This is a genomic window from Pseudomonas sp. R3-56 (assembly GCF_051132075.1).
Lineage (GTDB): Bacteria > Pseudomonadota > Gammaproteobacteria > Pseudomonadales > Pseudomonadaceae > Aquipseudomonas.
In genome coordinates, this window is sequence record NZ_CP071657.1 from 905,481 (window position 1) to 919,473 (window position 13,993).

The following is a 13,993-nucleotide window of genomic DNA, read 5'->3' on the forward strand; positions in this document are numbered from 1 at the left end:
AAGTATTCCTTAAGGTCGATTGATCAAGTGAGGAGTACTTATATTATTTTTTCTGTTGGAGGGGGATATTTGAAGTGTTGCCAGTTTTAATTGGCTCTGCAGAGGCTGGAGCAGTTTGTCGATAACATCAGTGAGTCGCGCTAACTAAAAAGGCCCATATCTTTCGATATGGGCCTTGCTTGAACAGCGATGTAGCGAGGCTGATTAAGCGCCGTAAACCGGCAGCTTCTTGCAGATGGCCTTGACCTTCTCGCGAACGGCATCGATCACCGCTTCGTTGTTCAGGTCCGCCAGGATGTCGCAGATCCAGCCGGCCAGTTCCTTGCACTCGGCTTCCTTGAAGCCGCGAGTGGTCACGGCCGGGGTGCCGAAGCGCAGGCCCGAGGTGACGAATGGGGAGCGTGGGTCGTTCGGCACCGAGTTCTTGTTCACGGTGATGAACGCCTTGCCCAATGCGGCGTCAGCTTCTTTGCCGGAGATGTCTTGCTTGATCAACGACAGCAGGAACAGGTGGTTTTCAGTACCGCCGGAGACCACGTCGAAGCCGCGTTCGATGAACACGCCGGCCATGGCCTTGGCATTCTTCACCACTTGCTGCTGGTAGGCCTTGAACTCAGGTTGCAGAGCTTCCTTGAAGCAGATCGCCTTGGCCGCGATCACATGCTCCAGCGGGCCACCTTGGGCGCCAGGGAATACGGCCGAGTTCAGCTTCTTCTCGATGTCGGCGTTGGCGCGTGCCAGGATCAGGCCGCCACGTGGGCCACGCAGGGTCTTGTGGGTCGTGGTGGTGACCACGTCGGCGAACGGCACCGGGTTCGGGTAGACGCCAGCGGCGACCAGGCCCGCAACGTGAGCCATGTCCACGAACAGGTAGGCACCGACCTTGTCGGCGATTTCGCGGAAGCGCGGGAAGTCGAGGATCTGCGAGTAGGCGGAGAAACCGGCCACGATCATTTTCGGCTTGTGCTCGACCGCCAGGCGCTCGACTTCGTCGTAGTCGATCAGGCCGTTGCCATCGATGCCGTACTGGATGGCGTTATACAGTTTGCCCGAGGACGAAACGCTGGCGCCGTGGGTCAGGTGACCGCCGTGGGCCAGGCTCATGCCCAGGATGGTGTCGCCGGCCGACAGCAACGCCAGGTAGACGGCGGCGTTGGCTTGGGAGCCTGCGTGCGGCTGGACGTTGGCGTAATCGGCGCCGAACAGTTGCTTGGCGCGGTCGATGGCCAGTTGCTCGACCACATCGACGTACTCGCAACCGCCGTAGTAGCGCTTGCCCGGGTAGCCTTCGGCGTACTTGTTGGTCAGTACCGAGCCTTGAGCTTCCATCACCGCGGGGCTGGTGTAGTTTTCCGAAGCGATCAGCTCAATGTGCTCTTCCTGGCGCTGAGCTTCTTGCTCCATGGCGGCAAAGAGATCGGCGTCGTACTTGGCAATAGTCAAATCACGGCTGAACATGGCGGTCCTCAAGGATCGGGGCAGAAAAGGGGGGCATTCTAACCCAACCGGTTTTGGAAGGCATATGAAAGGACGTCATGTCCTGGACGAATGGGTTTCATGCGCCCCAAGTGGTGTCCTGGCCGGGCCTTTCGCGAGCAGGCTCGCTCCCACACTTGAAATGCATTCCCCTGTGGGAGCGAGCCTGCTCGCGAAGGGGCCCGCCCAGACGATGGGAATCTCAGTCGAGCATGAACAACGCATCATTGCTGAACTGCGCTTCAAACCGGTTGGCCGGCATCGGGCGGCCGAACAGGTAGCCCTGGACTTCGTCGCAGCCATGTTCGCGGAGGAAATCCAGTTGCTCATGGGTCTCGACACCCTCGGCGATGACCGCCAGGTTGAGACTATGGGCCATGGCGATGATTGCCCGGGCGATCTGTGCATCCTGCTCGCCGGACGGCAGGCCGTCGACGAAAGTACGGTCGATCTTCAGCACGTCGATGGGGAATTGCTTGAGGTAGTTGAGCGATGAATAACCAGTGCCGAAGTCATCGACCGCGATGCTCAGGCCCAGATTCTTCAAGCCGGCCAGGATCTGCATCGCCTCGCTGACTTCGCGCATCAGAATGCTCTCCGTCAGCTCCAGTTCCAGGCACGCCGGCGGCAGGCCGGTGCTGCGCAGGATATTGGCGATGCGCGTACCGAGTTGGCCGTCAGAGAACTGCCGTGCGGAAATGTTGACCGAGACCTTCGGCACCCGGACCTTGGCCTGGTGCCAGGTCTTGAGCTGGCGACAGGCCTCGCTGATGACCCAGTCGCCGACGTCCACCACCAGCCCGAGTTCTTCGAGCACCGGGATGAAGTCCCCTGGCGGCACCAGCCCGCGTCGCGGATGGCGCCAGCGCAGCAAGGCCTCGGTCCCGGTCAAGCGCTTGCCGTCGCCGCTGAACTGTGGCTGGTAATACAGGACGAACTCGTTCTGTTCCAGCGCATGGCGCAGGTCGCTTTCCAGCTCCAGGCGCTCCAGGGCGCTGGCGTTCATGTCGGCCTGGTAGAACTGGAAGTTGTTCTTGCCGCGCTCTTTGGCGTGGTACATGGCCGTGTCGGCGTTTTTCATCAGTTGGCTCAGCTCGTTGCCGTCCTGTGGGCTCAGGGCGATACCGATACTGGCGGTGACGAAGAATTCCCGGCCTTCGAGCACAAACGGCCGGACCAGGCTGGCAAGGATCTGCTCGGCCACGGTAATCGCCCGGTTGAGCGCCATTTCGCGGCTCGCGCGCGGTTGCAGCAACAGGGTGAACTCGTCGCCGCCCATGCGCGCCACCGTGTCGTCATCGGCCACGCAGCCGAGCAGTCGCGTGGCCATTTCCTTGAGCATCCGGTCGCCGGCGGCGTGGCCGAGGGAATCGTTGATCGGCTTGAAGCGGTCCAGGTCGAGGAACATCAGCACCACCCAGCTCTTCTGCCGTTCCGCCGATTGCAGCGCGGTATGCAGGCGGTCCTGGAACAGCGTGCGGTTGGGCAGGTGGGTCAGGGCGTCGTAGTAAGCCAGGCGGTGGATGCGCTGCTCGCTGGCCTTGCGCTCGCTGATGTCGCTGAAGAAGCACACATAGCTGGCGAGGTCGCCCTCGTCGTCGAGCACCGCCGTAATGCCGACCCAGGCCGGGTAGTGCTCGCCGTTGCGGCGCTTGAGCCAGACTTCGCCTTCCCAGGTGCTGTGCTGTTGCAGCTGCTTGAGTACGTAGCGCAGGTGGGCTTCCTGCTGCTCGTCCACGGTCAGCATGTTGGGCAACTGGTCCAGCACCTGCGACACCGCATACCCGCTGACGCGGCTGAAGGCTTCGTTGGCCTGGACAATGTAGCCGGCCGGGTCGGTGATCAGGATCGCCGAGGTCGAATGCTCGAATACCGTCGCGGCCATGCGCAGGTCTTTTTCCGCTCGGCGCTGCTGGCTGATGTCGCGGCCGACGCCCAATACCCCTTCAAACGCGCCGTTGTCGTCCCACACCAGCACCAGCCGCAGCTCGATGGGGATCTTGCGCCCGTCGGCACGCAGGCAGTCGAACAGGAACAGTTGGGTCTGCAACTGGTTGCGCAGCTCGGCCAACTGGTCGGGCTGGTCGAGGGCCTTGCTGACCCGGTCCATCAGGCTGTAGATGCCGGTCAGTTGTTGCGGATTGGCGATGGTCGACTGCCAGCCATGCTGGAAGATCCAGTCGGCGGTGTAGCCCAGCACTGCCTGGACCGACGGGCTGACATAGTTGAGCGAGAGTTTGCTGTCGGTGGAGAAAATCACGTCGCTGATGCTTTCGGCGAGCATCCGGTAGCGCTGCTCGCTGTCGCGCAACGATTCGCTGGCCTCGATCTGCTCGGTGATGTCCTTGGCCACGCCGATGATCCGCGTGACCTGATTATGGCGGTCCCGGGCCAGGGCCTGTTCGCGGACCTCGAAACGTCGCCATTTGCCGTTGCGATGGCGAAAGCGTAACTGGCATTGCAGCAGTTGCGTGTAACCGCCGCGGCGCTGTTCCTGGCGCAAGTGGTGGTAGTGATCGGCATCGTCGCTGTGCAGCAGGATTTCCCAGAAATACTCGCCCATCTGGTGCAACTCGGTACGGTCGTAGCCGAGCGTCTGGCCCAGGTGATGGTTGCTGAAGATCATCCGCTGGCTGATGACGTCCTGTACGTAAAGATGATCCGGGACGGTGCGCACCACGTCGGACCAGAAGCCTTCGCGCTCAAGCAGCGACAATTCGATCAGCTTGCGGCTGGTGATATCGCTGATGCTCAGGATGACGGCGTTATAGTCGTCCTGCGTTTCCGGCAGGCGCAACACCAGCCACAAATGCTGGTCACGACCATGGGCGTCCTGGAGCCTGATTTCCAGTTCCAGTTGTTTGTGCTGGTCGAGCAGCGCTTCGAGCAGTTTCGAGCCAACCGGGTTGTTGTCTTTTGCCGCGTTGCCCACCAGCAGTTGCCAGGCCTGTCCGCAGGAGTCGACATTGAGCAGCTTCAAGGCCATCTGGTTGACTTCGGTGACGTGCACTTGCTGCTGTAACTGCTCGAGCTGCTGGGGGACCTGCAGCCAGGCGCGCAATTGCTCGCCATCATGCAGGCCGGCCCTGGCAAAAAAGGCCTTGAGCCCGGACAGGTCAAGTACACAGAGGGCCACGCCGGTGCCCTCGAAAATGTCCTGGTAGCGGCGGCGCCCCTCATGCAACTGACGCTGGCGGCGACGCATGTTCAGCAGCGCGATCACCGGCAGCAGCGAAAACGCCAGGCCCAGCAGGCATTTGCCGATGAACGCGGGCAGCAACTGTTCGAGCACCTGGCTGCGATCGAACAACCCGCGCAGCTGCCAGTCACTGCTGCTCAGGGGCACGGTCAATACGGTGTTGCTCAGGTCTTGCTCGGTCAATCGGGTCGGGTTGAGCGCGGGCGGGGCCTCGTCACGGCTGACGATTTGCTGGTTGAGCCGGTTCTCCACCAGCCACAGCGGGCGCAGCCCGGTATCGGCCTGTTTGGTCAATGTCGCAAAAAAACTCGGGGTCAGGCGCAACGCCCAATAACCGCGAGTACTGCCGCTGGCCTGATGCAATAGCAGGTGCACCACGGAACCGTCCTCGGCATTGCTGAAATAATGCGCCTGGGCATGACTGCGCCGTACCAGTTCGGCCAGGTAGCCGGCATCCTCGCTGGTAGCGTCGCTGTCGCTGAGCACCCGGCCGGAAGGGCTCAGCAGTGCCAGGCTGCGTAATTCGGGCAACGATTGCTGGAGTTTGCGCAGCAGCGCCTGTTGTTCGTCGGCGCTTTGCGGTTGTTCGACGATCGGTAGCAGATTGAGTGCAATCTGCGCATTCAAGGCCATGTTCAGGCTGACTTGCGCGGCCAGGTCGGCGGTGTAGTCGATGGTGTATTGGCGCTGTTGCTGCTGGGTTTCGCGCAGTTGGTCGAGCAATTGCCAGAAAAGCAGGCCCAGCAGCAACAGCACCAGCGAGGCCAGCGCGCCCTTCAATGTCCCGCGCAGGGGCACGCCAGGCACAGCAGGTGCGGCGCGCGGGGACGGGGACGGAGTGACGTTGGACAAGCTGTAATCCTGCAGTTTGCTGGACTGGCGCGACGTGCACTATAAGCCGGACGCCCGAAGGGCGGCTAGCATGCCTTGACTTGTGGCAAAGTGCCAGCCCTGGGCGGCTGGACCTTGACCGACGGTTGAGGTAGCTTTGCCGGTCAAACAAGAGCGCTCCGGCTCCAGATTCCCAGGCTCAATCGGCCCGCAGGCATTGATCAACATCAAGTGCCCGCGCCGCGCATGGCCTGGCTCGTTCTTTTCACCTGTCACTGACGCTAGGTTCACCATGGCTCAATACGTCTTCACCATGCATCGGCTGAGCAAAGTTGTTCCGCCGAAGCGGGAAATCCTGAAAAACATTTCGCTGTCATTTTTCCCCGGCGCCAAGATCGGCGTGCTGGGCCTCAACGGTTCGGGTAAGTCCACGCTGCTGAAAATCATGGCTGGCGTCGACAACGATTTCGACGGCGAAGCCCGTCCGATGCCTGACCTGAACATCGGCTACCTGCCGCAGGAACCTCAGCTGGATCCGACCAAGACCGTCCGCGAAGTGGTCGAGGAAGCGGTCAGCGTGATCAAGGACGCCCAGGCGCGCCTGGACGAGGTCTATGCCGCCTACGCCGAACCGGACGCCGATTTCGATAAGCTGGCCGCCGAGCAGGCCAAGCTCGAAGCGATCCTGCAGGCCAGCGATGGCCACAACCTGGACCGTCAGCTGGAAGTCGCCGCCGATGCACTGCGCCTGCCAGCCTGGGACGCCAAGGTTGAGCACCTGTCCGGCGGTGAAAAGCGCCGCGTGGCGCTGTGTCGCCTGCTGCTGTCCGCCCCGGACATGCTGCTGCTCGACGAACCGACCAACCACCTGGACGCCGATTCCGTCGCCTGGCTCGAACACTTCCTGCACGATTTCCCCGGCACCGTGGTTGCGATCACGCACGACCGGTACTTCCTGGACAACGTTGCCGGCTGGATCCTGGAGCTCGACCGTGGCGCAGGCATTCCATACGAGGGCAACTATTCGGGCTGGCTGGAGGCCAAATCCGATCGTCTGGCCCAGGAATCCAAGCAGCAATCGGCGCATGAAAAAGCCATGAAGGAAGAACTGGAGTGGGTGCGCAAAGGCGCCAAGGCTCGTCAGTCCAAATCCAAGGCGCGTCTGCAACGCTTCGAGGAAATGCAGTCCCAGGAATTCCAGAAGCGCAGCGAAACCAACGAGATCTACATCCCGGCCGGTCCGCGCCTGGGTGACAAGGTCATCGAGTTCAAGAACGTCACCAAGGGCTATGGCGACCGCGTGTTGATCGACAACCTGTCGTTCTCCATGCCCAAGGGCGCCATCGTCGGAGTGATCGGTGGTAACGGCGCCGGTAAATCCACGCTGTTCCGCATGCTGATGGGCAAGGAAACGCCGGATTCGGGCACCATCGAAATCGGTGAAACCGTGCAGCTGGCCTGCGTCGACCAGAGCCGCGAGGACCTGGACGGCAGCAAGACGGTGTTCCAGCAGATCTCCGACGGCTCCGACCAGATCCGCATCGGCAGCTACGAAATTCCGTCGCGTACCTACGTGGGGCGCTTCAACTTCAAGGGTGGCGATCAGCAGAAATTCGTCAAGGACCTGTCCGGTGGTGAGCGTGGTCGCTTGCACCTGGCGCTGACCTTGAAGGAGGGTGGCAACGTCTTGCTACTCGACGAACCGTCCAACGACCTCGACGTCGAAACCCTGCGTTCCCTGGAAGAGGCCCTGCTGGACTTCCCGGGCGCGGCCATTGTGATCTCCCACGACCGGTGGTTCCTTGACCGTGTCGCGACGCACATCCTGGCGTACGAAGACGACTCGCAAGCGGTATTCTTCGAAGGCAACTACACCGAGTACGAAGCCGATCGCAAGAAGCGCCTCGGCGAAGCCGCTGCCCAGCCGCATCGTGTACGGCACAAGAAACTGGCTTGATTCGCGGCTAAGCAGTAACCCTGTGGGAGCGAGCCCGCTCGCGAAGGCGTCAGATCAGTTAAAAGTAATTGACTGACCCACCGCCATGGCGAGCAGGCTCGCTCCCACATTGGTTTTGGGTTTGCCGCAAGATACCTGGCTGACATCGAACCCTGTGGGAGCGAGCTTGCTCGCGAAGGCGTCAGATCAGTTGAAAGATAATTGACTGATCCACCGCTTTCGCGAGCAGGCTCGCTCCCACATTGGTTTTGGGGTGGCCGCAAGATACCTGGCTGACATCGAACCCTGTGGGAGCAACATCACCCAAGCTCTATTTCCAGCACTTCGATCGTCACGTCCCCCACCGGCCGCTTCCACACCACCTCATCCCCGATCTTCGCACCTAGCAAGGCCCGCCCCAGCGGCGAGCCCCAATTGATCAATCCATTGGCGGCATCGGCCTGGTCTTCACCCACCAGTTGCACTCGTTGCGCCTGGTCGTGCTCATCGGCGAATGTCACCCAATGTCCGATTCGCACCTGATCACATTTGCTCAAGGTGACGACCTGTGCGCTTTGCAGCCGCTGATTGAAATACCGCAGGTCCCGTTCGAGGTCGGCGATACGCTGCTTGTCCGCCTGCTCGCCCTGGGCTGTCTGTTGGCTGTGCAGTGCTTGCAACTCGGCGACACGCGCCTGTAGCTGGGCAAGCCCGGCGGGTGTGACGTAGTTGGGTTGCGTGCTGACCTGACGCTCGACCGGTTGATCGGCCTGGGCGGCGGCGTTGTCTTCGTTGACGAAGGCGCGACTCATGATGATCTCCTTGTAGTGGAGTTTGGGCCATGGTCGCAGGGTTTTGGTTTCGACGAATGTCTGTACGCGACTCACGGCGAGCGATAAGCCCGGGCGGCGTCCCGATCTTTCTCCTGTTGCCAGGCCCGTTCGCGGTCGTCCCAATGGCGCTCGCGGTAGGCGTCACGCTCTTGGCTCTCGCGCATGGCCTGGCACTGCCGAAAGCCATCGCTCCAGCCTTCGGCGTAGTGGGCGTCCTTGAGATAACGCGGCACGTCTTTCCGGAATTGGCCAGTAATCGCACCGGCGGCTTGCCGGCCACTGCTGCAACCGTCATCGAAGCCATCGGCGAAGGCCGGTGGATAACCTCGGGCGATCAGATCCTCGTGGGTGGTTTCGCAGCCACCGAGCAACATCAACACACCCAGTACCACTGCCGCGCGCCTCATGTCTGCCTGCCTGCCGGATCCACTTGTAAGGCAAGTCTAGAAGCGGATTCGTCAGAAAGGCGTGAAAGCGCGGTGATCATTCCGTTCGTTCAGTAGTGGTACCACTTCACTTCGAGCATCACCTCGGTTTCCGGCGAAGCCAATTGGCTGAATTCGCGCTGGGCGCTCAGGCGCAGACCGAGGTTGCGCGACAATTCCCACTGCTGATTCAGGCTCAGGCTACGGCGCACTTCGCCGTTGACGAAGTAATCGCCCTTTGCTTCGAGGCTCAGGTTGCCCAGTGGGTTTTTCCACAGCACGCCGCTGTTGAAGCCGGCGGCCGGGGCGATGAACTGGGCGAAGTCGTTATTGTGCTCGACCCGCACCGTGCCCAGGGCAAAGCCCAGCACATCCTCACCCAAGGCCCAGGTACCACCGGCGCCGCCGTTGACGTGGCTGACCAGGGTTTCATCGTCGTGTTTGCCAGGCACCCGCTCCAGGCCACCGGTAACCTGCCAGGACAGCGGCTGCAGCAACTCATTGCGCGGGGTCAGCGAGCGAATGGTCGCCAGGTCCAGTTGTTGTAGCTGCCAATCGTTGCCTTCGTACTGGCGTAGCTTCAATTGCAGGATCTCGATCTGCGCGCCGAGGGGGAAACTCTCGGCGTTGTCGTTGAGGTCGTGATAGGCCATGCGCAGGCCGTATTCACCGAACGCACGATCGCCTCGCGTACCCAGGCCAGCCTGCCAGGTGCGCGACTCATGACCATCCTCGGGCAGGCCGGGTTGCGGGATGTCCAGTTCCGGCGCGGGATTGCGGTTGATCGCCCGCAGCAGTTCGAAGCTGCGTTGGGCCCGCTGTGGGTCACGTTCCTGGCCGTTGGCGCGATAGCGCTCCAGGCGATAGGCGGCATCGATGATCAGGGCCTGGCGTTGACGCGGCAGCGCCTTGAATGCCGGCGCTTGCAGTTGCTGCTGGTCGGCGCTGACTTTCTGTACCCATTGCTGCTCGTCGTCGCTGAGCGGCTCGGCGCGGCTGAGCAGCTCTCGCTCGCGGGACGGCCGGTACTGGATGCTTTCCACCAGTCCGGCTTCTTTCACCGCCTTGACAGTGTCGGTGGGGATCGCCGTCAGCGGGAACTGCTCGGTCAGGCGCAGGCTCGGACGCGCCACCTGCAGCAGTTCGAGAAGGCGATAGGAGCAGTTTTCATCGAAGAAGAAATAGTCGAACTGGATCTGCTTGAGTTCCCACACATGCTCGACCATGCGTTCGGTTTCCGCCTGGCTCAGGTTGAGACGGTATTCCCACAGGTCGCGGTTCTCCAGGCTACGGTACTCGGAGAGTTTTTCCTGGTACGGCACCAGGGCGAACAGTCCTGGGTAGCCGCCCATCAAGCCCTTCCAGGCGTAGAGCAGGCTGTTGTCGGAGCCCTCGATGTAGGCGCCGAAGTTGATTGCGTAGCTGAGCAGGGCGGTCTTGTCGCTTTGCACGTCGGCCTGGTCGATGCGCAGCAAGGTATGGCCGAACATCGAGGAAGGGCTGTTCAGGTACGCGGCGGGGAAAATCATCACCGCGCTGTGGGGCGATACGTCCTTGAACCACTGAGTGAATTCGCTGCAATTGACCGCCGGCAGGTCCGTCAGGTTGAGCTGCTCCTTGAGCCAGCGCGTTCGCGCCGGGTACACGCACTGGGCATGTTGCTGGCCGGCACTGGCCGGGCCGTACAAGGCTTGCAGCGTGGCGGTCAGCTCACGGTCGGGATGTTCATTGCCGTCGGGTGCGAGGAAAAACTTGCGATCGCTGACATAGCTGCGCCAGCCGCCGAGCTTGGCCGTTTCGTAGTGACCCAGGGAAATCCAGAAGCGGTCATTGGCCAGTTGCTGCAAACGTTGAGGATCGACATGAGGCGCGGCGGACAGCGGGGCGCACACACAGAGCGCCAGCCAGGCAAGGCGTTTGAGCATAGTCGGCTACTTGGAAAGTCGAAAAATAAAGACCGAAGGGGCCCCAAAAAGAAAAAACCCGCTCCCCGAAAGGAGCGAGTGATGTCGAGCTTAAGCTTGAGTAGCGTACTTGGCCAGGCGAGGGTCGTTTTTCAGCACGGCCAGGGTGTTGGTATGCACGTCTTCGGCGGTCACGTCAGCCTTGCTGAAGATCTGCTGGAAGTGCTCGTGGGTCACAGCGGAGAAGTGCGCGCGGTCTTCCGGCGCCACGCCCAGTACCACGGCGTAAGTGGTCAGTGCTTCACCCTGACCCTTGGCCATGTCTTCGGACAGCTCGTTCATCATGCCATTCATGGCCAGCCAGGACTTGCCACCGTAGGTCAGTGCCGCGTTGGTCGAGCAGCCGTTGGTGCCGGAGGTCATGCCGAAGGTGGCGTTGCCGGAGGTGCCGTTGGTGGTGGATGCGAGGAAATGCGCCGGGGTGCCACGCTGGCCTTCGAACAGCATGTTGCCCCAACCGCAATCCGGGCCGCCCGGGGCCTGAGCCATGGCGTTGATGGATACAGCGGTGAAGAGAGTACCGAGAAGAATCCGTTTCATAGCTATGTTCTCTTTATGTGCATACCAATGGACAGGGTCTGGCCCCTACAGCAGCCAGTGGGCCGGTTATTGTTCCAGCCGCGCAGTTTGGAGTTTAGGCACGTTCCGAGGGTTCCGTGACATTTTGCAAAAACATTATTTGAAATCACCTGTTTACGGGCTTCTGCCGGTGGTGGGGCCGTCGACTATGCTTCGGCCTGAGGCGCTCCTTGCCAGTCAGGCATGGGCAGCGCCAGAATGCCGCTATCTGCCCCGCCTGATGTAAGGAAGCCCGATGCCTGATCCTGTTGCTGCCAGCTTGCGTCTAGCGCCCGAAGCGCTGACCCGTCCGTTTTCCGCTGAACAGTTCAGCTTCTCTACCACCAATGATCTGGAGCCCTTTCGCGGTGTGCTTGGCCAGGAACGCGCGGTCGAAGCCTTGCAGTTCGGTGTGGCGATGCCACGCCCCGGTTACAACGTCTTTGTCATGGGCGAGCCCGGCACCGGTCGGTTCTCGTTCGTCAAACGCTACCTCAAGGCCGAGGGCAAGCGCATGCAGACCCCGGCGGACTGGGTCTATGTCAATAACTTCGACGAGCCTCGCGAACCGCGTGCCCTGGAATTGCCGTCGGGCACGGCTGGGGCTTTCATCGCCGACATCAATGGCCTGATCGACAATCTGCTGGCGACTTTTCCGGCGGTGTTCGAGCATCCGTCCTACCAACAGAAAAAAAGCGCGATCGACCGCGCCTTCAATCAGCGCTACGACCGCGCCCTCGATGTGATCGAGCGCCTGGCGTTGGAAAAGGATGTCGCGCTGTACCGTGACAGCAGCAACATCGCCTTTACGCCGATGAGCGAAGGCAAGGCCCTGGATGAAGCGGAGTTCGCCCAGTTGCCAGAGGCCGATCGCGAGCGCTTCCATGAGGACATTTCCAATCTGGAGGAGCGTCTGAACGAAGAGCTCGCCAGCCTGCCGCAGTGGAAACGCGAATCCAACAACCAACTGCGCCAGCTCAACGAAGAAACCATCACCCTGGCCTTGCAGCCGTTGCTCGCGCCGCTCTCGGAAAAATACGCCGAGAATGCCGCCGTCTGCGGCTACCTGCAGGCCATGCAGGTCTACCTGCTCAAGACCGTGGTCGAGCAATTGGTCGACGACAGCAAGACCGACGCCGTCGCCCGCAAATTGCTCGAGGAGCAATACGCGCCGAGCCTGGTGGTGGGGCATCCGGCGAGCGGTGGCGCGCCGGTGGTGTTCGAACCGCACCCGACCTACGACAACCTGTTCGGGCGCATCGAGTACAGCACCGATCAGGGCGCGCTCTACACCACGTATCGGCAGTTGCGCCCGGGTGCCTTGCACCGGGCCAACGGCGGGTTCCTGATTCTTGAGGCGGAAAAGATGCTAGGCGAGCCGTTCGTGTGGGATGCGCTCAAGCGCGCCCTGCAATCGCGCAAGCTGAAGATGGAGTCGCCGTTGGGTGAGCTGGGGCGGCTGGCGACGGTCACCCTGACGCCGCAACATATTCCGTTGCAGGTCAAGGTGGTGATCATCGGCGCCCGCCAGCTGTACTACGCGTTGCAGGACCTGGATTCGGACTTCCAGGAAATGTTTCGCGTGCTGGTGGACTTCGACGAAGACATCCCGATGGGCGACGAGAGCCTGGAGCAGTTTGCCCAGTTGCTCAAGACCCGAACCTCGGAGGAGGGCATGGCCCCGCTTACCGCCGATGCGGTGGCGCGCCTGGCCACTTACAGCGCGCGCCTGGCGGAGCATCAGGGGCGCCTGTCGGCGCGGATCGGTGATCTGTTCCAATTGGTCAGCGAAGCGGACTTCATCCGGCAGTTGGCCGGCGATGACATGACCGATGCCGGCCACATCGAGCGCGCCCTCAAGGCCAAGGCGACTCGCACCGGACGGGTTTCGGCGCGGATCCTCGACGACATGCTGGCCGGGATCATCCTGATCGATACCGACGGCGCGGCCGTGGGCAAGTGCAACGGGCTGACCGTGCTGGAAGTGGGGGATTCGGCGTTTGGCGTGCCGGCGCGGATTTCCGCCACGGTGTACCCGGGCGGCAGCGGTATCGTCGACATCGAGCGTGAGGTCAACCTCGGCCAGCCGATCCACTCCAAGGGTGTGATGATCCTCACCGGGTACCTGGGCAGCCGTTATGCCCAGGAATTCCCCCTGGCGATTTCGGCCAGCATCGCCCTGGAGCAATCCTACGGTTATGTGGACGGTGACAGCGCCTCCCTGGGCGAGGCTTGCACGTTGATCTCGGCCCTGTCGAAGACGCCGTTGAAGCAGTGCTTCGCCATCACCGGTTCGATCAACCAGTTCGGCGAAGTGCAGGCGGTCGGCGGGGTCAACGAGAAGATCGAAGGGTTCTTCCGCCTCTGCGAAGCCCGCGGACTGACGGGAGAGCAGGGTGCGATCATCCCCCAGGCCAACGTTGCGACCCTGATGCTCGACGAGAAGGTGCTGGCCGCGGTGCGAGCGGGGCAGTTCCACGTCTATGCCGTGCGCCAGGCCGACGAGGCATTGAGCCTGCTGGTGGGCGAACCTGCCGGTGAGCCGGATGAAAATGGCGAGTTCCCGGAGGGCAGCGTCAACGCTCGCGTGGTGGAGCGGTTGCGGGTGATCGCGGAAATGATCAGCGAAGACGACATCAAGGAAGCGGAAAAGGAAATGGCCCAGCAGGCGCTGGCGGAGGCGAAGCCTGCGTAAGGCTTTCCTGACCGCCGCAAGACCCTGTGGGAGCGAGCTTGCTCGCGATAGCGGAGTTTCAGTCACAGTTTTTTGA

8 protein-coding genes are annotated in these 13,993 nt (G+C 61.7%); 2 read left to right on the forward strand and 6 right to left on the reverse strand.

Going from position 1 to position 13,993, the window contains the following annotated elements; genetic code table 11:
* Window positions 1–204: 204 nt before the first annotated feature.
* Together glyA and J3P96_RS04210 are read right to left on the reverse strand one after the other, a co-directional pair.
* A complete protein-coding gene (gene glyA / locus J3P96_RS04205; protein WP_434655538.1) occupies window positions 205–1,458 on the reverse strand; it encodes a serine hydroxymethyltransferase in 1,254 nt (417 codons plus the stop codon).
* 220 nt (window positions 1,459–1,678) lie between these two features.
* On the reverse strand, window positions 1,679–5,527 hold the full coding sequence (locus J3P96_RS04210) for a bifunctional diguanylate cyclase/phosphodiesterase (RefSeq protein WP_434655540.1): 3,849 nt from the start codon (window positions 5,525–5,527) through the stop codon (window positions 1,679–1,681).
* 271 nt (window positions 5,528–5,798) lie between these two features.
* Between J3P96_RS04210 and ettA the strand changes: the two genes are divergently transcribed.
* Window positions 5,799–7,463 carry an energy-dependent translational throttle protein EttA gene (gene ettA / locus J3P96_RS04215; RefSeq protein WP_434655542.1) on the forward strand — a complete coding sequence of 555 codons (1,665 nt, stop codon included), beginning with the start codon at window positions 5,799–5,801 and terminating at the stop codon, window positions 7,461–7,463.
* Window positions 7,464–7,762: 299 nt separating this feature from the next.
* Here ettA and J3P96_RS04220 read toward each other — a convergent pair whose 3' ends face one another.
* The 4 genes from J3P96_RS04220 to J3P96_RS04235 form a co-directional block, all read right to left on the reverse strand.
* Window positions 7,763–8,254 (reverse strand): GreA/GreB family elongation factor, encoded by a 492-nt coding sequence (locus tag J3P96_RS04220; protein ID WP_434655544.1) that lies wholly within the window; start codon window positions 8,252–8,254, stop codon window positions 7,763–7,765.
* Between the two features lie 71 nt (window positions 8,255–8,325).
* Window positions 8,326–8,682 carry a hypothetical protein gene (locus J3P96_RS04225; RefSeq protein WP_434655546.1) on the reverse strand — a complete coding sequence of 119 codons (357 nt, stop codon included), beginning with the start codon at window positions 8,680–8,682 and terminating at the stop codon, window positions 8,326–8,328.
* Between the two features lie 89 nt (window positions 8,683–8,771).
* Entirely contained in the window at window positions 8,772–10,625 is a 1,854-nt protein-coding gene (locus tag J3P96_RS04230) for an Lnb N-terminal periplasmic domain-containing protein (RefSeq protein WP_434655549.1), read from the reverse strand.
* Between the two features lie 90 nt (window positions 10,626–10,715).
* Window positions 10,716–11,204, reverse strand: a complete 489-nt coding sequence (locus J3P96_RS04235) for a DUF3015 domain-containing protein (protein ID WP_030140293.1) — start codon at window positions 11,202–11,204, stop codon at window positions 10,716–10,718.
* 274 nt (window positions 11,205–11,478) lie between these two features.
* Here J3P96_RS04235 and J3P96_RS04240 point away from each other — a divergent pair, with 274 nt between their 5' ends.
* Window positions 11,479–13,917, forward strand: coding sequence for a Lon protease family protein (locus J3P96_RS04240; RefSeq protein WP_434628136.1), 2,439 nt, complete (start codon window positions 11,479–11,481; stop codon window positions 13,915–13,917).
* Window positions 13,918–13,993: the final 76 nt, after the last annotated feature.

Coding starts and splice junctions, on each gene's coding strand:
- glyA (WP_434655538.1), bottom strand. CDS start 1,458: ATGTTCAGCCGTGATTTGACTATTGCCAAGTACGACGCCGATCTCTTT.
- ettA (WP_434655542.1), top strand. CDS start 5,799: ATGGCTCAATACGTCTTCACCATGCATCGGCTGAGCAAAGTTGTTCCG.
- J3P96_RS04220 (WP_434655544.1), bottom strand. CDS start 8,254: ATGAGTCGCGCCTTCGTCAACGAAGACAACGCCGCCGCCCAGGCCGAT.
- J3P96_RS04225 (WP_434655546.1), bottom strand. CDS start 8,682: ATGAGGCGCGCGGCAGTGGTACTGGGTGTGTTGATGTTGCTCGGTGGC.
- J3P96_RS04230 (WP_434655549.1), bottom strand. CDS start 10,625: ATGCTCAAACGCCTTGCCTGGCTGGCGCTCTGTGTGTGCGCCCCGCTG.
- J3P96_RS04235 (WP_030140293.1), bottom strand. CDS start 11,204: ATGAAACGGATTCTTCTCGGTACTCTCTTCACCGCTGTATCCATCAAC.
- J3P96_RS04240 (WP_434628136.1), top strand. CDS start 11,479: ATGCCTGATCCTGTTGCTGCCAGCTTGCGTCTAGCGCCCGAAGCGCTG.